We start from the raw sequence: 20,333 nt of genomic DNA on the forward strand, positions 1-20,333 counted from the left end.
GTGGATATCCTTGCCAATCTCGCGCTCGGATTTTCCGTCGCACTTTCGCCCTTCACGCTGTTTCTGGCGGTCTGCGGCTGTTTTCTGGGCACGATCATCGGGGCGTTGCCGGGTCTGGGCCCGTCGAACGGTGTGGCGATCCTGATCCCCATCACCTTTACCCTCGGGCTGGACGCGACCTCCGCGCTGGTGCTGATGACCTCGGTTTATTACGGCGCGATGTATGGCGGGCGGATTTCCTCAATCCTGTTGAACATTCCGGGCGATGAGCCAGCGCTGATGACGACGCTTGATGGCTATCCGATGGCCAAGCAGGGCCGTGCGGGCGATGCGCTGGTGCTGTCGGGCGTGGCGTCCTTCGTGGGTGCGCTGCTGGCCACCATCGGGTTGATGTTCCTCGCCCCGTCGCTGGCGCGGGTGGCATTCTTCTTTGGTCCGGCGGAGTATTTCGCGCTCTATCTCTTGGCCTTCTGCACGCTGGGCGGCATGGCCTCGAACAACCAGGCCAAGGCGGCGCTGGCGGCCTGTATGGGCCTCGGGATTGCCATGATCGGCGTGGATTCCTCCTCCGGTTTGCCGCGTTTGACAGGAGGCAACCTGCACCTCTTCGACGGGATCGACTTCCTTGTCGCCATCGTGGGTCTCTTCGCCATTGCCGAAGTTTTCTTTTTCATTGAAAGCCACGGCAAAGGCTCCTCCATCGGCGTGAAGCTCGACAAGGTGCGCATTCCCTGGAAGGACATCATGTCCACCAAATGGACGATGCTGCGGGCGTCGTTCGTGGGGTTCATCGCGGGCATCCTGCCGGGGGCAGGCGCCTCGCTGGGGTCTTTTCTGGCCTATATGTCTGAGAAATCCATCGCCGGTGAGAAGGGTGGCTTTGGCACAGGTGTGGCCAAGGGTGTGGCGGCCCCTGAGGCGGGCAATAACTCCGCGGCGGGTGGCGCGCTGGTGCCCATGCTGACGTTGGGTGTGCCCGGGTCTGGGACCACGGCGGTGCTGCTGGCGCTGCTGATGACGCTGAACATCACGCCGGGGCCCACGCTCTTTACCGAGCGGGCAGATGTGGTTTGGGGCCTGATTGCCTCGCTGCTAATCGCCAATGTGGTGCTGCTCCTGATGAACGTGCCCATGGTGAAGATCTTCGTGAAGATCCTGTCTGTGCCCGCCTGGGTGCTGCTGCCGGGGGTCACGATGATCTCCTTCGTGGGTATCTACTCACTCTCCGGCAGCTATTTCGATCTGCTGTTGATGGTGGGCTTCGGCGTGCTGGGCTACATCCTGCGTAAACTCGACGTGCCCACGGTGCCAGTGATCCTCGGTATCCTGCTGGGCGGGAACATGGAGGATGCGTTGCGCCGGGCCATGACCCTTTCGGACGGTGATCCCACCTACCTGTTCTCCAGCCCCATCGCCATTGGCCTTTGGATTGCAGCAATTGCCGGTTTTGTCGCACCGATGTTCCTGCGCGGGATCCTGAAGAAACCGCAAGCAGTGACCGACTGATGGACGGCTGTGCCGTCCAGCCCGGCAAAGCCGGGCTCAGCCGGTGCGCAAGCGGGGGCGGGAATATGCCCGCCCCCGCTTGCGCACCGGTTCCCCGCACCCCTCAGAAGGAAGCGCGACAATGACCAGAGTTCTGATCCCTTCCGGCGCATTGGGTCTGAACTATGACCCGGACGCTCTGGCACGGGGGATTGCGGCCAAGCCGGATATCATCGCCATCGATGGCGGTTCAACGGACAGCGGGCCGTCCTACCTGGGACGCGGGGTGTCGAAATACGCGCGGAGTTCGACCAAACGGGAGTGGGGTGGTCTCATGGAAGCCCGCGCCGCAGCGAATGTCCCATTGGTTATCGGAACCGCCGGAACCTGTGGGGCGGACGCAACGGTGGATTGGATGCTCGACATCACCCGCGAGATTGCCGCTGAACAGGGCAGACCGCTGAAGGTTGCCGTGCTCCGTTCCTCGCAAGACCCTACCCATATCGCGGAGGCCTTCGAGGCAGGCGAGATCACGCCCCTCTCCGCAGCACCGGACATCACCTCCGAGACCATTCGCTCCTGTTCCAACATCGTTGCCCTTGCAGGCGCCGAGCAGATTGCTGCAGCCCTCAAGACAGGTGCTGACATCATCATCGCCGGGCGCACCACAGATACCGCGATCATCGCAGCCTTGCCACTAATGCAGGGGGGGCACGCAGGCGGTGCCTGGCACGGGGCGAAGATCGGTGAATGCGGCGCGCTGTGCGCAACCAACCCGCAGTCCGGCGTGATCATGATCGACTTCGACGCCACGGGCTTCACCGTCACACCGCTGGCAGACGGAGCCCATGCCAGCCCTCATACCGTCTCGGCGCATATGCTCTATGAAAACTCCGATCCGTTCATTCTCTATGAACCCGGTGGTCATCTCGACGTCACCCGCGCCAGCTACACCGCGCTGGACGAAACTTCCGTGCGCGTGGAAGGCTCCGAATGGGTGCCGTCAGACCGCTACACCGTCAAACTCGAAGGGGCTCGGCCTGCAGGTGCGCGCACGGTCGTCATGGCGCTCCTGCGCGATCCGCGCTACGTGGCCAATGCCGCCGACTGGGCGCAGGACATCGTCACGAAGTGCCGCGCCAAGGTGCTTGACCGCATGGACATCGCTGCGGACGCGTTCACACTGGAACTCCGCCTTATCGGGCAATCCGCAAGCTTCGGCGCGTTGGAAACGCGGGCCAGCGATCCGGTGGAGATCGGCGTGATCGGCATCATCACCGCACCAAGCGAAGATCAGGCTGCAGAGATCGGCAAGTTGCTGAACCCCTACCTGCTGCATCACCCGCTGACGCAGGAAGAGGAGCAGCCGACATTCGCCTTTCTCTTCTCCCCGCCCGAGATGCACCAGGGTACCGTCTATGAATTCGCGCTCAACCATGTGCTGCATCTCGCCGATCCCATGGATGCATTCAAGCTGGAGGTTTTGACCGTTGGCTGAACTCAGAACCCTCGTGACCAAGGTGCGCAGCAAGAACGCAGGCCCCTTCTGGTTGACCATCGATATCTTCTGCGGTGACGCACAGGCCTATGCCCGTGTCGTGCGCGACCTCAAGACCGAGCAGATCGCCGGTGCCCTGCACGCCGACAGCCAGACCCTCAAGCGCTTCGACATGCCGGATCTCAACGTGGTTAAGTTCTCCTTGCCACGCCCCACGGTGCAGGGGTCTATCGGGGACCGGGACATGCACGGTGCTTCCTGGGCCGCTCTTGTGGGTGAGCTTGATATCTAAGCATTTTCTACCGATGCGGGCGCCGATTTGATGACAGTCTGTTCCCGATTGAACGACAAACGGCCCAGTGATCTCCGCAGTTTCGAGCGGATGTTGCCATATTCCGACCGTATTGCGTTTGTACTTTCTGACCCAAAGCGCAACACGCGAGGCAGAAATGTACCTTTCCATTGTCGTTCCCTGCATGAACGAACAGGACGTCATTCCGACGTTGGTTGACCGTCTGGCCGTTGCCATCGAACCCTGGAAACAGGATGCGGAAATCGTACTGGTTGATGACGGATCGAGCGACGGGACCTGGGAAGCCATTCAGGACGCCTGCCTGCATTGTCCGAACCTGGTCGGCGTCAGATTGTCCGCCAACCGTGGTCATCAGGTTGCGCTCACCGCCGGGCTGGAGGCCGCCAAGGGTGACCGCATCATGATGCTGGACGCCGATCTGCAGGACCCGCCGGAACTCCTCTCTGACATGATGCGGATGATGGACAATGGCTATGACGTGGTCTACGGGCGCCGGATCGAGCGGCAGGGGGAGACGCTCTTCAAGCGCGCAACGGCCTATGGTTTCTACCGGTTCCTGAACATGATGTCGGATGTCCCGATCCCGCGGGACACCGGCGACTTCCGTCTGGTGAATCGCAAAACGCTCGACGCGGTGCTCGCCATGCCGGAACGGTCGCGGTTCATCCGGGGCATGTTCGCCTGGGCCGGGTTCAGACAAATCGGGATCGAATATAGGCGCGCGCCCCGCACCATGGGAGAAACAAAGTACCCGCTGCGGGCGATGCTGCGCTTTGCGATCGACGCAATGACCTCCTTTTCGACCAAGCCACTAAAGCTGGCGACGCGGCTCTCCTTTGCGAGCCTTGGCGTCAGCGCACTGATGGCCGTCTATGTCGCCTATTCGCTGATCATCTATCAAACCGCGCCCGGCTGGGCATCGGTGGTGCTGGCGGTCAGCTTCTTCTCCGGCGTGCAACTGCTGACCTTGGGCATCCTTGGCGAATACATTGGTCGCCTCTATGTGGAGGCCAAGAACCGGCCTCTCTATTTCGTCAGTGAAGAGCTGCGGGAAGCCACCCCCGTCAGCATGCGGAAGTCGGCCTGATGCATGTCGTTCGTTTCGCCCTGATCGGCGGGCTTGTCGCCCTGACCTATTTCCTCTTGTACCTGGCGTTTTTGCAACTGGGCATAACGCGCGGCGTCGCAAATGGTCTGGCGTTCCTGCTGGCCATTTGCCTGCAATATGTCGGACAGGCCGGGTTCACGTTCGGCAGACGGTTGGATGACCCGCAGCAGGTCCTGCGCTTTGTGGTGATGATCGGCACGGGCCTTGTCGTCTCCGGCCTGATCACAGGCGTCATTTTCCCGGCCTTCGGGATCGCCGACTGGATTGCCGCCGCAACTGTCACCGTGGTGCTGCCAGTCCAGAACTATGTTTTCATGACCGTCTGGGTCTTTGCCAGAGAACAGTGCACCGAAAGGAACCTGTCATGACCCATGTCTATAGCGACACGTTTTTCGACTACATCGATCAAAGTGCCCGTGCCTCCGCGCAGAGTTTCACGCAATTGCTGTACCCTCTGTTGCGCCCTGAGAGCGTGATCGATCTGGGCTGTGGTCGCGGTGTCTGGCTCAACGAATGGCAACGCGCGGGTGCCCGGGACGTGTTGGGCGCCGATGGTGACTACGTCGATCCAGATACCCTCGACATTCCCAGGGAGGCCTTTCTGCCTGCCAACCTGACGGCACCCTTGGACATCGACCGTCGCTTCGAGCTGGCGCAGAGCCTGGAAGTGGGGGAACACCTGCCTGCCGCTGCGGCGGAGACACTGGTGAGCAGCCTGACCGCTGCCTCCGACCGCGTTCTGTTTTCTGCCGCCGTTGTCGGGCAGGGCGGCGAATTCCACATCAATGAACAGCCCCTTTCCTACTGGCAGACGCTTTTCGCCGCCCGCGGTTACCGTGCCTTTGACTGTGTGCGGCCCCATCTTCGCGACAACCGCCGCGTGGCGCCCTGGTATCGCTACAACACCATCCTCTACGTGAATGAGGCCGGACGCGCGGGGTTGCCTGACGACATCCTGCGCCATGAGGTCCCATTGGAACACGCCGTTCAGAACGGCGGCGACATGATGTGGCGCCTGCGCTGTTCGGTGGTGTCGCGCCTTCCGCGCGCGACGGTCACTCAGATCGCAAAAGTGCGGGCCGCCGTCCTGGCCGCCCGCGCCCGGCTCACCAGCCGGTCCGACCGCGCATCCGCCTGACGGAGACGGGGGGTGACAGAGATGATACACGACCACGCGCCCGAGCGGTCCAGACTTGCGCCCGTGCTCTGGGTGTCTCTGGCGTTCATCTTTCTGGTATCGCTGCCGAACCTCATCGATCCGATGATCCGGCACGATGATTTCCCGGCGCTGCTGGGATACGGTGATCTCTTCTGGAACAAGACCCTGCATGAGGGCCGGTGGATCAATTACATCTGGCACCTGCGCGAGATCATCACGCCCTCCTGGCTGAATTTCGCGGTCTATCAGATTTGCTGGGCCATCTTTGGCGCCTGCGTCGCGGTTGCCGCGTCACCGTCGGACAGGCTGAGGGTCTGTACCGCCCTGCTTGCAACGATGATCCTGATCGCACCGCCAGCCACGATCATTTCGGGCTGGTTCAACACGCTGCAACTGGGACTGGCGATTGTCGCACTCTACGCCGTCATTGTCTGCCGGTGCTCGGAGCGGACCTCGCGGCTTTTGCTGCCTGTCTTCACGGTGCCCGCGCTGATGGCCTACACGACATACCCGCTGCTGCTGCTGGCGCTCTGTCTGGTGCGGACCCGCGAACGGTCTATACGCGATCTCTTTGGATTGATGGTCCTCTTCTCGCTCAGCTTTGTGGGCGCGATGCTGATCACCTACGCGCTGAACTGGTATGTGCATGGCGTCTTTGGCATCCCCCTGGCGGAGTGGCGCGCAGCGACGCCCGCCCAGACCCTGGCAGACCTTTGGGCCAACGCACCCTGGGTGAAGGACACATTCTTCATCTTCGTCAGCATCTCCAGTTTCAACTCTGACGGGGTTTTCTTTGCCCATGCAACCTGCCTGGCGCTGGCGACCCTGGTCATAGTCTGCAGGGCACCGCTGGAAGCGCTCTACCTCTACGCCGGCCTGTTGACCGGTGTGGCTCTTGTTGCGTTGCAGGCCCTCAAGTTCGGTATCGTTGTCCCGGCGCGCGCGCTTCTGTTTTTCTGGGTGTTCTATTCGGTGATTTTGGTCCGAGGCGTCCAGCTTCTCAACATACGCGCGAGCCTCGCAGGCCGCGTCGGGCTTGGCGCCGTCATCGTTCTGGTGATCAACTACGCGATGCAGACGCATAAAAGCTACAAGGCGTTTCACGACTGGCAAATCCAGACACAGGATGTCGCCGAGCGCTTGGCGCGCTATCCGGAACCGGTTTATGTCGTCGGTCAAACCAAGAACAGCCAGGCCGGGCGCGATGCGGGCATTCAATCCTCACATGGCTTCTACTTTAGGATCAGGCAGCTGATCGGCTATGAACTTGTGATATGCGAGATCGAAGAGATGGACTGTTCAGACATCGACCTGGAGGCGATTGAGACCGATGCAGTGGATGACTGGCACATCACAAGCCTTGGCGGCCGAACCGTCCTGCTTGTGCCCGAAGTGCGCGCGTCGGAAGACTATGGCCCCTAGGCACTGATACATCAAACTCTTGGGCTGCGCTGCAAAGTGAGGCTGGGGTTTCCCTGACATCTGTGGAACTATTCGCGGCAATTGCCGTTAATCAGAGAAGGCGCACATCGCCTGCTGCTGGTCCTGTGCCAAATGAGTGTCCGTTGAATGCAAACTATAGCTACTCTTCTATTCTGGATCCTTGCGTTGGCAGTGGTCTTTACAACACTCGCTCCCCTGACAAATGGCGCACAATGGTGGGTGCGGGGCTGGGACTTTCCGCGTCTGCATATTGCCTGTGTTGCAGTTATCGCCGCGATCCTTGGCTTCATGCTGATCAACACATGGACACAGATCGTCGCTGTGCTCATGATCTGTTGTGCGCTCTATCAGGCGGTGCGCATTTTTCCCTACAGCCCAATGGCCAAGACGGAGCTTGCCCTGACGCCCGACGCGCCAGCGGAGGAGCGGGTTTCACTGCTCTCCATCAACGTGCTGATGGAAAACACGGAGCATGAAAAGCTCCGCCAGCTGATCGACCGGGAAGACCCGGATGTGCTGTTCCTGATGGAGACGGACGCGGTGTGGGCCAGTGCGCTGGAGGAACAACTGGCCCGCTATGAGACGGTGGTTCTGCATCCGCTGGTGAATCACTACGGTATAATCTTTGCCACCCGGCTGCCTGCAAGGCAGGCGGAGACAGTCTTTCTGAGCGATGATGAAACCCCCACGGTTCTGGCTGAACTTGAGGGGCCAAGTGGCGCATTCTTCTTTGTCGGGTTGCATCCCCGGCCCCCGGTGCCCGGCAACGATACTGAGGCACGCGATGCCCAGATCAAGCGCGCGGCTCTCCTTGCGGATCGGACCTATCTGCCGGTGGTGGCCATGGGGGATTTCAACGATGTGGCCTGGTCCTGGACGGCGGAAAGGTTCAAGGAATACGGTGGCTTCCGCGATCCGCGGGTTGGACGCGGGATGCTTCCCAGCTTTGACGCGAACTCGTGGCTGATGCGGTTTCCCATCGATCAGCTTTATCTGACGGAGGGGCTGGATCTGGTTTCCTTCGACCGGCTGGAGCACATCGGATCAGATCATTTTCCGATGAAGGCGGTCATCGCCGTCAGCCCCGGAGAGTAGCCTGATCTGTCTCAGCGGACAGGCGAAACAGTCAAAAGCAGCGGCGCAGTGAACCTACCTGCCTAGCCGTTCGGCATTGGTACCAGCGACCAATCCAGAACTGTTGCAACACGCACCCCCCCTGTATCAGGTTGCCATTTGCAAACGAACCCAACTAGACCTGCCGGGGAGGCGAACCGATAGATAGAAAGACGGCGGCGTGGATTTATTTCTGAAAGTCATCGAAATCACGGCGCCGGTATTTCTCCTCGCGGCCATCGGCTTTGTCTGGGTCAAGCTCGGCTTCGAGTACCGCGTGCAATTCGTGACGCGGCTGTCGATGACACTGGCCGTGCCTGCGCTCATCTTCGTGGCGCTCATGGAGACTGAAATTCCGGCCGACGCGCTGTCCCGCATCAGCCTTGCCGCGATTGCGGGCTACCTGACGGCCACCGTTGCCGCCTGGATTATTGTTCGGCTGGCCAAGCTGGAGATGCGCACCTATCTGGCGCCCATCGTGATGGGCAACACCGGCAATATCGGCCTGCCTCTGGCCTTCTTTGCCTATGGAGACGAGGGGCTGGGGTATGCGGTCGTCGTCTTTGCGGTCTCCGCGATCTACGCTTTTACCTTCGGGGTTTGGCTTGTCTCGAAATCAAGCTCACCCGTCGCGATGTTCAAGGAACCCATGGTCGCGGCGACGCTTTTGGGTGCTGTGTTCCTCTGGCAGGGCTGGCAGACGCCGGTTTTCGTGACCAACACGATCTCGCTGGTGGGCCAGATGGCGATCCCGCTGATGCTTATCACGCTGGGGGTGGCCGTTGCCCGTCTGACGCCGAACAACCTCGGGCGGTCGTTCCTGATTGCTCTGACAAAAACGAGCCTCTGTGTCGCGATCGCCTGGGCCATCGGATCCTGGTTTGAGCTGCCCCACGTCGCTTTTGGCATCCTCGTCCTGCAACTCGCCGCCCCGGCTGCCGTGACCAGCTATCTGATTGCCGAAAAATATGGTGCCGACGCGCAAGCGGTCGCTGGTCTGGTTGTCGTGTCGACACTGCTGTCGATCCTCACGCTGCCCTTGTTGCTGAGCATCGTGCTCTGAGTGGATCAAAAGGGAGGCTGGGCTGATCGCGCGGCCTCTTGCTGTTTTGATCCTGCATGCAAAGACGTGAGGAGACCGCCGCTTGGACAGGTTCCGATTTGGCAGTGAGAACCGCTGAGCTCTTTCCGGGGCCCCGTTCAGCTGCGCGGCGGGCGGCTTTTGTACACGGGCAGGCGCCAACCGAACGCGAGGGACCCCGCCCGCAAGGCCCAGGTTATCGCGGCGCAGAGCATCAAGGGCACCAATGCGTCCGGGAAGTAGGGCCGGGCAAAAGCGGCCACGGTGGCACCGGCAAAGGCTGCGGTCACATAAAGCTCACCCTGTTTCAGCACCAGCGGCACGTCGTCGAGCACCACATCCCGCAAGAGCCCGCCCATGCAGCCCGTGATCGTACCCATCAGCACGACCACCAGAAGCGGCTGCCCCAGCGCCAGTGCCACCCCCGTGCCCGCAGGCACCGCGACGGCCAAGGCAAAACTGTCGAGCCAGATCAGCGTTTTCAGACGGCTTTCAAAGAGATGTGCTGTCAGAAAGACCAGCAGGGCCGCCGCGCAGGCTACACCAATGTAGGTGGGTTGGGCGATCCAGAAGATCGGGTTGCGGTCCAGCAGCACGTCGCGCACCGTACCGCCGCCCACCGCCGTGAGGCAGGCGACAAAGGCAAAGCCCACGATGTCGAGTTGCTGGCGCGAGGCCACCAGCGCGCCGGTGAGCGCAAAGATGAAGACGGAAGCGTAGTCCAGAAAGCTGATCAGGGTCATTTGGGTTTGAAGGGGGCCATGCCCGCCCGTGCCAATTCATCCGCCCGTTCATTCTCTGGGTGGCCCGCATGCCCCTTCACCCACTCCCACGTCACGTCGTGGCGGGCATTCGCCGCGTCCAGCCGTTGCCAGAGCTCGGCATTGGCCACGGGCTTTTTGGCGGCATTCTTCCAGCCATTCTTTTTCCAGCCGTAGATCCAGCCGGTGATCCCGTTTTTGACGTAATTGCTGTCGGTCACGATGGTGATCTTGCTGCGCCGCGACAGGCTCTCCAGCGCGTTGATCGCGGCCAAGAGTTCCATGCGGTTGTTCGTGGTATCCGGCTCGCCCCCCTTCAACTCACGTTCCTTTACGACGGTATCGCCGTCCATCGCGCGCAGCAGCGCGCCCCAGCCGCCGGGACCCGGATTGCCGGAACAGGCACCGTCGGTATATGCAAATAGCTCAGCCATGAGCGGCGAGGCATATCCAGTCTGCCGGAACCCCGTCAAGGCCCTTCTCTCGACCTGTGGTGCGTTCCGTGACAGTCAGCCCTGCGTCTTCCAGAAGCCCGCTCAGCTCCGTATCGGTGTAGTAGGTGTAAAGCCGTCCGATGGGATCACGTTTGGATCCCGTCCCGGTTTTCATGCCGATGTGAAACCGCCCGCCGGGTTTGAGCGCCTGTGCCAGGGCGGCCAGGTGGCGGGGCATGGCCTCGCGTGGCGCGTGCAGCAGGCAGAAATTGGCCCAGATGCCATCGTAGAGGTCGGTCCCCGCGATGTCATCGAAACTGGCGATCTGCGCCTTGACGCCCGCATGAGCCGCCGCCAGATCAACCATTTCCGGCACCGGGTCGAGCGCCGTCACCCGCAACCCTGCATCTGCCATCCTGGCCGCGGCATGGCCCGGCCCGCAGCCCAGATCGAGCGCATGGCCGCCCACAGGCAGGGCCGCGATGAATGCCATCAGGTGAGCATTCTGCTTGCTGTCGCCGGTAAAACGCTTGGCATAGTCCTGCGCCCGATCCGCATAGACTTTCAGGGTCTCATCATCGCTCACAGGAATACTCCAACGCTCAGGCACAGCACGACGATGGCGGTCAGAAGGAGGCGCAGCGACATCCACCAGCGCGGTGCCAGCCCCCATTGCCAGAAGGCGAAATCTAGCATCAGCAAGCCCAGAAACCCGAAGATGAGATTCAACCCGGCCGTGGTCGGCCCGCCGCCGGTCATGAAAAAGGCCCAGAGGGCGGGAATGACGGATAGTGCGTAGCCGGTAGCGGCCCGCCCACCCGTCGTTTTGGTGGCGAAGCCCCAAAGCACGCCGGACATGAAGCTAAGGATCACCGAGCCGTAGAAAAGCTGAATGTAAGGACCGATGAACCGCGGGCCCAAGGCGTCAGCGCCCCAGCTTGCCAAGGCGCCATTCAGCATCGTGACCGCGCCCCAGACAAAAGGGATAAGCCCGGCGAGGCCGAGGATCAGGGGAGCGGTGGGGATACGGGCCATAGGCTGCTTTGTGACATGTGAACCAGCGAGGTCAAGACTCTGGGTGTGCCGCGTCAAAGCCCGCATCAGTTTGGTGCATACTGGAGCGGGTTGCCCACTTGCACCACCAGTTCGACAGGGCAGGGCGTCGGGTCAGCGCCGCTCGACCCTCTGACGCTGCGGCAAAGGCTGCGATCATCGGAGCCAGATGGCAATCGGCAAGTGTCGGGGTGTCCCCGGTCAGCACGTAGCCTTCGACGGCAACGGTCTCCAGCGCCTCGAGCACGCCCTCAGCCGCCGCAAGACCCGCTGCGAATTCGGTTTTGTCGGTCTCAAGCCCATCTGCGGGCCGGAAGACGCCTTGGCTGAACACCTGTCGGACCAGCGGCCAGTAGCCATAGGCATCGACGATGGAGATGACCTGCGCCATCCGCGCCACGGCGCGCGGGGCGTCGGGGGTCAGCGACGGTGTCGGAAAAGCCGCGTCAAGATAACGCGCGATCGCGACTGTTTCGTAGATCTTAATGCCATCATGCTCCAGCAGGGGGACACGGGTAAAAGGATGTGGCGTGCGATGCTCGGCCTTGGCGTCCGGATCAAAAGGGTCGACCTCGCGGTAGTCATAGCTCAGCCCTTTTTCGGCCAGCACCAGCCGGGCTACGCGGGTATAGACAGAGGGTCTGTGGCCATAAAGCGTGAGGTCACTCACGCCCGTTCCAGCGCGAGGCGGCCTGCAAGGGCGGCAAAGATCGCGGCAAACGAGCGGTTGAGCCAGCGCATCACTGCCTCAGAGCCCAGCAGCCATGCGCGCGCCTGCGCGGCAAAGAGCCCGTAAAGCAGGAAGACCGCAAAGGTCAGCGCCATGAAAATTCCGCCCAGCACGGTCATCTCCAGCGTGGCAGTCGTTGGATTGCCTGACAGGAAAGGTGGCAGCAACGCGAGGAAGAAGATCGACAGTTTGGGATTCAGGATGTTGATCAATGCGCCCCGCCGGGCGATGCGCCAGCCGTTCTCCACCTTGCGGTCCGCCGAGATCGCCAGCGCGCCGCCCGAGCGCAGCGATTGCCAGGCGAGATAGAGAAGATAGGCAACGCCTGCGAATTTCACGATTGTGAACAAGACGGCGGAGGTGTGCAGCACTGCTGCGAGCCCCAACGTGGCGGCAGCCAGATGCGGCACGATTCCAAAGGTACAGCCTACCGCCGCCCAAAACGCGGCCATACGCCCCTGACCGAGCCCGAGGGCGAGTGTGTAGATCACCCCGGTGCCAGGGGCCAATACGACCACAATGGCCGTGAGAAGGAACTGAACGGAAATCATGCGGGCACCCTCAGGACACGTGGCACCTTGAATTCGACGTTTTCGACGGCGGTTTCCACAACCTCCCGCGTCACGTCATAGTGCTCGGAAAACGCATCCATCACCTCGTTGATCAGCACTTCGGGTGCCGAGGCGCCAGCCGTGATGCCGATGCTGCGGATGCCTTCGAGTGCGCGCCAGTCGATATCCGTCGCGCGCTGCACCAGCTGTGCGTATTGGCAGCCTGCGCGCGCGCCGACTTCAACCAGCCGCTTGGAGTTCGAGGAATTTGGCGCGCCCACCACCAGCATCGCGTCGCATTTTGGGGCCATGGCCTTGACGGCTTCCTGCCGGTTGGTGGTGGCGTAGCAGATGTCTTCCTTGTGCGGGCCGACAATGGCGGGGAACCGGGCCTGAAGGGCAGCCACGACCTCTGCCGTGTCATCCACGCTCAATGTGGTCTGAGTGACATAGGCCAGCCGTTCGGGGTCGCGCACGTCGACGGTGGCCACATCGTCGGGGGTCTCCACCAGCAGCACCTCGCCCTCGGGCAGTTGCCCCATGGTGCCCACGGTCTCGGGATGGCCCGCGTGGCCGATCATGATCATCTGCAGGCCGTTGTCTGAATGCCGCTGTGCTTCGATGTGCACCTTGCTGACCAGCGGGCAGGTGGCGTCCACATATATCATCTCGCGCGCGGCGGCGGCGGCGGGCACCGCCTTGGGCACGCCGTGGGCGGAGAAGATCACGGGCCGGTCATCGGGGCATTCTTCGAGTTCCTCGACGAACACCGCGCCCTTGTCGCGCAACCCATCGACGACGAATTTGTTGTGCACGATTTCGTGGCGCACGTAGACCGGCGCGCCCCATTTCTCCAAGGCCATCTCGACAATCTTGATGGCGCGATCAACACCTGCGCAAAAGCCGCGCGGCGCGGCCAGGTAAAGGGTCAAAGGGGGCTTGCTCATAGATGCGCTCCGGTCACCGCACAAAAATGCGTCTCATGTCACTGCACCAGAGGTAAGGCTTTGACCCGGCAGCGTCCAGAGCGACCTGCTACCCGGAAAAGATCAGCCGTTGGCGGCATCCGGCATTTCGCGCGGTGGTCGACCGATCACATCCTTCAACTCATCCAGTTCGATGAAGTTATCCGCCTGACGGCGCAGATCATCCGAAATCATCGGCGGCTGGCTGCGGATGGTCGATACTACCGATACGCGAACCCCGGAGCGTTGCAGGCTTTCGACCAGCGGTCGAAAATCACCGTCCCCGGAAAAAAGAACGATGTGATCAACCCGCGGCGCCAGTTCCATGGCATCCACCGCGAGCTCGATATCCATGTTTCCCTTGACCTTACGGCGGCCCATGCTGTCGGTGTATTCCTTCGCGGGTTTTGTCACCATGGTAAACCCGTTGTAGTTCAACCAATCAACCAGAGGGCGAATGGGCGAATACTCGTCATTCTCAAGAAGGGCCGTGTAATAGAACGCACGCAGCAACTTGCCCCGACGCATGAATTCCTGACGCAGCAGCTTGTAGTCGATATCAAAGCCCAGTGACTTCGCGGCGGCGTAGAGATTCGAGCCGTCGATGAACAGCGCAAGCCGTTCGTCCTTGTAAAACATTTTTGGTCCTTCCGATGGGGCCGGCCGCTGGTGCTCACGAAACAATATGATTAATTATTTAGCGAACCGATCAGTTCAAAAATAAGGTTTTTTTATCTTGCCGCAAGAGACACTCTCGCCAAAATCCGGCGAAAAACTGCCACAAAACCGAACAATCGTGCTGGTTGCCCTTGGGTCAAACCGCCCATCGGAGGGCAGAACCCCCGCAGAGGTTGTCGAAAAGGGGATTGCTGCACTCTCAAAATGCTTCGAAGTGATTCGCGCCCGGAGCCCGCTTTATCAGACGCCAGCCTTCCCACCGGGCAGCGGGGCTGACTATATCAACGCCGCTGTTTGCATCGAAACCGATCGTTCCCCGCAAGAGGTGATCAAACTGCTTCACGATATCGAGGCCCAGATGGGACGGACCCGAAAGAAGCGGTGGGGGGATCGGACGCTTGATCTCGACCTGATCGGTGTCGGCGATATTGTGCTGCCGGATGCCGAAACACACGCGGTTTGGCGCGCATTGCCGCTCAGCGAGCAGATGACCCGCCAGCCCGATCTGCTGATTCTGCCTCATCCTCGGGTGCAGGAGCGTGCCTTTGTGCTGGTGCCCCTGGCCGATGTTGCGCCGGATTGGGAGCATCCGGCACTTGGGCTGAGCGTGACCGATATGCTGGCAGCCTTGCCGGAGGCATTGAAACAGGAGGTCGTCGCGCTCTGACAGGCAGGGCCGAAGAGCTGCAATAGGCGCTTGTAAATCCGCTGAAAGGGGCCTAAATACTGCACTTCTGACAAATCCCCGATTTATGGAGTGTTCCATGGCCCGCGTCACCGTTGAAGATTGCGTCGATAAAGTTCCCAACCGGTTCGAACTGGTGATGCTTGCCGCACATCGCGCGCGTGAGATCTCCTCCGGTGCTGCAATCACTGTGAACCGCGACAATGACAAGAACCCGGTCGTGTCGCTGCGTGAGATCGCCGATGAAACGCAAAGCGCCGACGAGCTGCGCGAGCGCCTGATCGAGAGCAACCAGAACCAGATCGAGGTGGATGAGCCCGAAGAGGACGCCATGGCGCTTCTCATGGGGGCCGAGCAGGACAAGCCCGAGGAAGACAGCATGTCCGAAGAGATGCTGTTGCGGCAGTTGATGGCAGCGCAGGGCCAGAGCTGACACCAGCCAGGCCCCGGCCCAGAGGCTGACGGATGATCACGACGACCGACCAGATGGACATCACAGCCGACGATCTGGTCAGCCTTGTCAGCAAATACAATCCAAAGACCAACGAAGCACTGATCCGCGCGGCCTATGATTATGGCCGCGAGATGCATGAAGGCCAGACCCGTTATTCCGGCGAGCCCTACTTCACGCATCCGGTGGCCGTGGCCGCGATTCTCACCGAACAGCAGCTGGATGACGCGACGATCATTACCGCGCTGCTGCATGATACCATCGAAGACACCCAGGCCTCCTATCTGGAGGTCACCCGGCGGTTCGGCGCGGAAGTCGCCGGACTTGTGGACGGGGTGACCAAGCTGACCAACCTGCAGCTCAACTCGACGGAAACCAAGCAGGCGGAGAATTTCCGCAAGCTCTTCATGGCCATGTCCAAGGACTTGCGGGTCATTTTGGTCAAACTGTCGGACCGGCTGCACAACATGCGCACGATCAAGGCGATGCGTCCCGAGAAACAGGCGCAAAAGGCGCGTGAGACGATGGATATCTTTGCGCCGCTTGCCGGGCGCATGGGGATGCAGTGGATGCGGGAGGAACTCGAAGACCTCGCGTTCCGTGTTCTGAATCCGGAAGGCCGCGCCAGCATCATCCGCCGTTTCATCAACCTGCAGCGCGAAACCGGCGATGTGATCCAGCGGATCACCGGCGACATGCGGTTGGAGCTGGATAAGGCGGGCGTGGAGGCGGAGGTTTTTGGTCGCGCCAAGAAACCCTACTCCATCTGGCGCAAGATGCAGGAGAAGGAGCAGACGTTTTCCCGTCTCTCCGACATCTACGGCTTCCGCATCATCACCGAGAGCGAAGAGGACTGTTACCGCGCCCTGGGGGCGATCCATCAGCGCTGGCGCGCCGTACCGGGCCGGTTCAAGGACTACATCAGCCAACCGAAATCGAATGGCTACCGCTCGATCCACACCACTGTGTCGGGGCGCGACGGCAAGCGGGTGGAAGTGCAGATCAGAACGGGCCAGATGCATGATGTCGCCGAAACCGGCGTGGCGGCGCATTGGTCCTACCGCGATGGGGTGCGGTCGAAAAACCCCTTTGCCGTGGACCCGGCGAAGTGGATCACCACGCTGACCGAACAGTTCGACGCTGAGGAAGACCACGAGGACTTCCTCGAGGCGGTCAAGCTTGAGATGTATTCCGACCAGGTCTTCTGCTTCACGCCAAAGGGCGAGGTGGTGAAACTGCCGCGTGGCGCCACGCCCATTGATTTCGCCTTTGCCATCCACACCCGGATCGGCACCGCCTGCGTGGGTGCCAAGGTCGACCACATGCGCGTGCCGCTCTGGACCCGGTTGAAGAATGGCCAAAGCGTGGAGGTGATCACCGCCGAAGGGCAAAGCCCGCAAGCCACCTGGCTCGATATTGCCACAACCGGCAAGGCACGCTCTGCCATCCGCCGCGCGCTGCGCGACGAGGACCGCGCACGCTTTGTGAAGCTGGGCCGCGAACTGGCACGATCCGCCTTTGAACACGTTGGGCGCAAGGCCACGGACAAGGCCCTGTCGACGGCGGCGCGCCACATGCGTTTTGACGGGCGCGACGATTTGCTGGCCCGTCTCGGCAGCGCCGAGATCACCGGGCGTGAAGTGGTGCAGGCGGTTTACCCTGACCTGACGCCGAAAACCGGTGACAAGGTCGATGCGCGTCGGGCCGTTGTCGGGCTGGCGCGGGGCCAGTCATTTGAGCGCGCGTTTTGCTGCCAGCCCCTGCCGGGGGAGCGTATCGTCGGCATCACCTTCAAGGGGCGTGGCGTGGTTGTACACGCGATCGATTGTGACCGTCTGAGCGCCTATGAAGAGCAGTTGGATCGCTGGATCGACCTGCGCTGGCACGAAGGTCCGCATTCTGCGATATATGGTGCAACGCTTGACGTAACGCTCAATAATGATGCAGGCACGCTTGGGCGCATCTGCACCTTGATCGGGGAGACCCGGGCGAATATTTCAGATTTGCAATTTATCGATAGGAAACCTGACTTTTACCGTCTTCTGATTTATGTGGAACTCAGAGACGTGGCGCATTTGCACTCGTTGATGCTGACACTGGAAGCCGAAGGCGACGTGGCAGAGATTTCGCGTCTGCGTAATGTGGCACAAGGGACAGCAGAAACACCTGCCTGATGTCGCGACCCGGCCACTTGTAGGTCACAATTTCGGGGTGTCATGCGCGGGCAGACGCCTTGGACAAACTGGAAAAGGACCCCATCCGTTGGTTTTCAAACGCCGCGACCCCAAAAGCTGGCCCCGAGCCCTGGTCGAGCTGCTTTGGCCGCGTGGCGGCTGGACGCGTGCGTTTCATTACGTCAAACACCGGATGCGGCGCCTGCCCGACAGTCCCGAGCGCATCGCCCGCGGTATCTGGGCCGGGGTCTTTGCCGCCTTCACGCCGTTTTATGGGTTTCACTTCTTCATCGCTGCGGGTCTGGCCACGATCATGCGTGGCAATGTGCTGGCCTCCTTGATGGGCACGTTCTTTGGCAACCCGCTGACCTATGTCCCCATCGGGGTGACGGCCCTCTCCACCGGCCACTGGCTGCTGGGCGATCACATCGATGAACGTATTCACCGCTCTTTCGTGGGCAAGTTTGCAGATGCGGCGGCGGATCTCAAAGACAACTTCCTCGCCATCTTCACCGACGCCCGTGCCGATTGGACGCGGCTGTCAGTGTTTTATGATGAGATTTTCTTTCCCTACCTGGTCGGAGGAGTGCTGCCGGGCATCTTCTTTGCCTCCCTGTGCTACTACCTCTCCGTGCCGCTTATTCGGGTTTACCAAAAGCGTCGCAAAGGTATGATCAAAGCCAAGTTCGATGCCCTCAAGGCCAAAGCTGCTGCAAAAGCAGACGTCAAACGCAAAGCGGAACATCCAACCGGGGACTAAATGGGGGCTGTCTGATGGCCAATACCGAAAAACTGCGCCTCGGCGTAAACATCGATCACGTGGCAACGGTGCGCAATGCGCGCGGCGGGGCTTACCCGGATCCGCTGCGAGCGGCGCGTATTGCTGAAAAAGCGGGCGCGGACGGGATCACCGCGCACCTGCGCGAAGACCGCCGCCACATCTCGGATGCGGATATCGAAGGGCTGATGGAGGTGCTGAATGTGCCTTTGAACTTCGAGATGGCCGCGACGGACGAAATGCAGAAGATCGCCCTGCGCCACAAACCCCATGCGGTCTGCATCGTGCCGGAAAAGCGCGAGGAACGTACCACCGAAGGCGGGCTGGAAGTGGCACGGGAGGAGAACAAACTGGCGCATTTCATCGCGCCGCTCAGGGACGCGGGCTGCCGGGTGTCGATTTTCATCGCAGCGGACAAACGCCAGATCGACGCCGCACACCGCATCGGGGCGCAGGTGATCGAGCTGCACACCGGCGCCTACTGTGACGCTTATGCGGATGGTGAACTCGATACCCATCACGATGAACTCGACGCCCTGCGCGAGATGGCGACATATGCCCATTCGCTGGGGCTCGAAGTGCACGCGGGACACGGCCTGACCTATGATACGGTGATGCCGGTTGCGGCCTTCCCCGAAGTGATGGAGCTCAACATCGGTCACTTCCTGATCGGCGAGAGCATCTTTCTGGGCCTTGAACCTGCGATCAAGGAAATGCGCCGCCTAATGGATGAGGCGCGGGCATGATCACCGCACAGTTCGCCGCCATCTGGGTCGCTTGGCTGCTCGCGGGCGGCTCACCCGGTCCTGCAACCATGGGCATCGCGGGGACTGCCATGTCCGCCGGCCGTATGTCAGCGCTCGCCTTCGCGCTGGGTATCCTTGCGGGCTCCGCCAGCTGGGGCATAGCCGCCGCGCTTGGGCTCTCTGCGATCATGCTCGCCAATGCGTGGATTTTCGAGATGATCCGATATGCGGGCGCGCTCTATCTGGGATGGTTGGCGTTCAAGGCGCTGCGCCGCGCAATGTCCCCCAAAGGGACTGCGATGGGCACCCCGTTTTCCGGCGGCGCGCGGGTTCTCTTCATGAAGGGGGCGGCCATCCACCTCACCAACCCCAAGGCGATCCTGAGCTGGGGCTCGATCTACGCAATTGTTGCACCCGTTGATGCCGCGCCTGCGATGCTCTTTGGGTACTTCGCTCTGCTCTACACCGGCTCCATCCTGATCTTCATAGGCTATGCTTTGCTGTTCTCCTCTTCCAAGGTCGTGCGCGCCTACGCCCGTGCGCAGCGCTGGTTCGACGTGGCCTTTGCCGGATTTTTTGGCTTTGCGAGCTTCAAGATCCTGACAGCGCGCTTGCAATGATCCTTGGCATCGGCACGGATCTCGCGAACATCGAGCGGATTCAGGGCACGCTGGACCGCTTTGGCGACCGTTTCCGCAATCGTGTTTTCACCGAAGTGGAACAGCGCAAGGCAGAGCGGCGTAAGGATGTGGCAGGCACTTACGCCAAACGCTGGGCCGCCAAGGAGGCCTGCTCCAAGGCGCTGGGCACGGGGCTGCGGATGGGGATCGCCTGGAAAGACATGGCTGTCAGCAACCTGCGCACCGGCCAGCCGGTGATGCAGGTGACCGGCTGGGCGGCCGAACGTCTGGCCGAGATGACGCCGGATGGGCATGAGGCGGTGATCCACGTCACCCTGACCGATGACCACCCCTGGGCGCAGGCCTTTGTGGTCATCGAAGCCTTGCCGATCACCTCAAAGTAACCTCCGGCACCCGTTTTCCGATAACTCCGGTCGGGGCTCACCGAACGTTGCGTGCGCTCGGGTTGACTTGCCCCCGTCGCACCCGCATTTAGGCGCAGATCAA

At 61.2% G+C, this 20,333-nt stretch carries 24 protein-coding genes; 16 read left to right on the plus strand and 8 right to left on the minus strand.

Annotated elements, in window-relative coordinates:
- The 9 genes from ISX84_RS07160 to ISX84_RS07200 all read left to right on the plus strand — a co-directional run bounded on the left by ISX84_RS07160 (position 1) and on the right by ISX84_RS07200 (position 9,182).
- Positions 1 to 1,506, plus strand: coding sequence for a tripartite tricarboxylate transporter permease (locus ISX84_RS07160; RefSeq protein ID WP_195819660.1), 1,506 nt, complete (start codon positions 1 to 3; stop codon positions 1,504 to 1,506).
- A gap of 121 nt (positions 1,507 to 1,627) precedes the next feature.
- Positions 1,628 to 2,983, plus strand: a complete 1,356-nt coding sequence (locus ISX84_RS07165; RefSeq protein WP_195819661.1) for an acyclic terpene utilization AtuA family protein — start codon at positions 1,628 to 1,630, stop codon at positions 2,981 to 2,983.
- Positions 2,976 to 3,275, plus strand: a complete 300-nt coding sequence (locus ISX84_RS07170; protein WP_195819662.1) for a DUF4387 family protein — start codon at positions 2,976 to 2,978, stop codon at positions 3,273 to 3,275. The genes ISX84_RS07165 and ISX84_RS07170 overlap by 8 nt, the downstream gene beginning before the upstream one ends.
- Positions 3,276 to 3,432: 157 nt before the next feature.
- Positions 3,433 to 4,383 (plus strand): glycosyltransferase family 2 protein, encoded by a 951-nt coding sequence (locus ISX84_RS07175; protein WP_195819663.1) that lies wholly within the window; start codon positions 3,433 to 3,435, stop codon positions 4,381 to 4,383.
- Positions 4,383 to 4,772, plus strand: coding sequence for a GtrA family protein (locus ISX84_RS07180; protein ID WP_195819664.1), 390 nt, complete (start codon positions 4,383 to 4,385; stop codon positions 4,770 to 4,772). Before ISX84_RS07175 ends, ISX84_RS07180 begins: the two co-directional genes overlap by 1 nt.
- A complete protein-coding gene (locus ISX84_RS07185) occupies positions 4,769 to 5,542 on the plus strand; it encodes a class I SAM-dependent methyltransferase (protein ID WP_195819665.1) in 774 nt (257 codons plus the stop codon). Before ISX84_RS07180 ends, ISX84_RS07185 begins: the two co-directional genes overlap by 4 nt.
- A gap of 12 nt (positions 5,543 to 5,554) precedes the next feature.
- The gene (locus ISX84_RS07190; RefSeq protein WP_195819666.1) at positions 5,555 to 6,985 is read left to right on the plus strand and encodes a hypothetical protein; all 1,431 of its coding nucleotides are present in this window, start codon (positions 5,555 to 5,557) and stop codon (positions 6,983 to 6,985) included.
- Between the two features lie 192 nt (positions 6,986 to 7,177).
- Positions 7,178 to 8,101 carry an endonuclease/exonuclease/phosphatase family protein gene (locus ISX84_RS07195; RefSeq protein WP_326838727.1) on the plus strand — a complete coding sequence of 308 codons (924 nt, stop codon included), beginning with the start codon at positions 7,178 to 7,180 and terminating at the stop codon, positions 8,099 to 8,101.
- Between the two features lie 199 nt (positions 8,102 to 8,300).
- A complete protein-coding gene (locus ISX84_RS07200; protein WP_195819667.1) occupies positions 8,301 to 9,182 on the plus strand; it encodes an AEC family transporter in 882 nt (293 codons plus the stop codon).
- Between the two features lie 137 nt (positions 9,183 to 9,319).
- Here the strand turns inward: ISX84_RS07200 and ISX84_RS07205 are convergent, their stop codons facing one another.
- The 8 genes from ISX84_RS07205 to ISX84_RS07240 form a co-directional block, all read right to left on the minus strand.
- Positions 9,320 to 9,943, minus strand: a complete 624-nt coding sequence (locus tag ISX84_RS07205) for a trimeric intracellular cation channel family protein (protein WP_195819668.1) — start codon at positions 9,941 to 9,943, stop codon at positions 9,320 to 9,322.
- The gene (gene rnhA, locus ISX84_RS07210; RefSeq protein WP_195819669.1) at positions 9,940 to 10,395 is read right to left on the minus strand and encodes a ribonuclease HI; all 456 of its coding nucleotides are present in this window, start codon (positions 10,393 to 10,395) and stop codon (positions 9,940 to 9,942) included. Before rnhA ends, ISX84_RS07205 begins: the two co-directional genes overlap by 4 nt.
- The gene (locus ISX84_RS07215) at positions 10,388 to 10,981 is read right to left on the minus strand and encodes a class I SAM-dependent methyltransferase (protein ID WP_195819670.1); all 594 of its coding nucleotides are present in this window, start codon (positions 10,979 to 10,981) and stop codon (positions 10,388 to 10,390) included. Before ISX84_RS07215 ends, rnhA begins: the two co-directional genes overlap by 8 nt.
- On the minus strand, positions 10,978 to 11,430 hold the full coding sequence (locus tag ISX84_RS07220) for a DUF3429 domain-containing protein (protein WP_195819671.1): 453 nt from the start codon (positions 11,428 to 11,430) through the stop codon (positions 10,978 to 10,980). The genes ISX84_RS07215 and ISX84_RS07220 overlap by 4 nt, the downstream gene beginning before the upstream one ends.
- Before the next feature lie 31 nt (positions 11,431 to 11,461).
- On the minus strand, positions 11,462 to 12,118 hold the full coding sequence (locus ISX84_RS07225; protein ID WP_195819672.1) for a glutathione S-transferase family protein: 657 nt from the start codon (positions 12,116 to 12,118) through the stop codon (positions 11,462 to 11,464).
- A complete protein-coding gene (locus ISX84_RS07230) occupies positions 12,115 to 12,729 on the minus strand; it encodes a LysE family translocator (RefSeq protein WP_195819673.1) in 615 nt (204 codons plus the stop codon). Before ISX84_RS07230 ends, ISX84_RS07225 begins: the two co-directional genes overlap by 4 nt.
- A complete protein-coding gene (ispH, locus tag ISX84_RS07235; RefSeq protein WP_195819674.1) occupies positions 12,726 to 13,676 on the minus strand; it encodes a 4-hydroxy-3-methylbut-2-enyl diphosphate reductase in 951 nt (316 codons plus the stop codon). Before ispH ends, ISX84_RS07230 begins: the two co-directional genes overlap by 4 nt.
- Before the next feature lie 102 nt (positions 13,677 to 13,778).
- Positions 13,779 to 14,333 carry a LabA-like NYN domain-containing protein gene (locus ISX84_RS07240; RefSeq protein ID WP_195819675.1) on the minus strand — a complete coding sequence of 185 codons (555 nt, stop codon included), beginning with the start codon at positions 14,331 to 14,333 and terminating at the stop codon, positions 13,779 to 13,781.
- Between the two features lie 97 nt (positions 14,334 to 14,430).
- Between ISX84_RS07240 and folK the strand changes: the two genes are divergently transcribed.
- The 7 genes from folK to acpS all read left to right on the plus strand — a co-directional run bounded on the left by folK (position 14,431) and on the right by acpS (position 20,230).
- Positions 14,431 to 15,039 carry a 2-amino-4-hydroxy-6-hydroxymethyldihydropteridine diphosphokinase gene (gene folK / locus ISX84_RS07245; RefSeq protein ID WP_229884170.1) on the plus strand — a complete coding sequence of 203 codons (609 nt, stop codon included), beginning with the start codon at positions 14,431 to 14,433 and terminating at the stop codon, positions 15,037 to 15,039.
- Between the two features lie 97 nt (positions 15,040 to 15,136).
- Positions 15,137 to 15,490, plus strand: coding sequence for a DNA-directed RNA polymerase subunit omega (rpoZ, locus tag ISX84_RS07250; protein WP_195819676.1), 354 nt, complete (start codon positions 15,137 to 15,139; stop codon positions 15,488 to 15,490).
- A 32-nt stretch (positions 15,491 to 15,522) separates the two neighbouring features.
- Positions 15,523 to 17,682: a RelA/SpoT family protein gene (locus tag ISX84_RS07255; RefSeq protein ID WP_229884171.1), complete on the plus strand. Its 2,160-nt coding sequence runs from the start codon at positions 15,523 to 15,525 to the stop codon at positions 17,680 to 17,682.
- A gap of 88 nt (positions 17,683 to 17,770) precedes the next feature.
- Positions 17,771 to 18,442 carry a DUF2062 domain-containing protein gene (locus tag ISX84_RS07260; protein WP_195819677.1) on the plus strand — a complete coding sequence of 224 codons (672 nt, stop codon included), beginning with the start codon at positions 17,771 to 17,773 and terminating at the stop codon, positions 18,440 to 18,442.
- 14 nt (positions 18,443 to 18,456) lie between these two features.
- A complete protein-coding gene (locus ISX84_RS07265; RefSeq protein ID WP_195819678.1) occupies positions 18,457 to 19,206 on the plus strand; it encodes a pyridoxine 5'-phosphate synthase in 750 nt (249 codons plus the stop codon).
- Complete coding sequence (locus ISX84_RS07270) at positions 19,203 to 19,826, plus strand: LysE family translocator (protein WP_195819679.1); 624 nt, start codon at positions 19,203 to 19,205, stop codon at positions 19,824 to 19,826. The genes ISX84_RS07265 and ISX84_RS07270 overlap by 4 nt, the downstream gene beginning before the upstream one ends.
- A complete protein-coding gene (gene acpS / locus ISX84_RS07275; protein WP_195819680.1) occupies positions 19,823 to 20,230 on the plus strand; it encodes a holo-ACP synthase in 408 nt (135 codons plus the stop codon). The genes ISX84_RS07270 and acpS overlap by 4 nt, the downstream gene beginning before the upstream one ends.
- The last annotated feature ends 103 nt before the right edge of the window (positions 20,231 to 20,333 follow it).

Origin of the sequence: Roseobacter sp. MH60115 (assembly GCF_015644665.1) — a bacterium.
Lineage (GTDB): Bacteria > Pseudomonadota > Alphaproteobacteria > Rhodobacterales > Rhodobacteraceae > Roseobacter.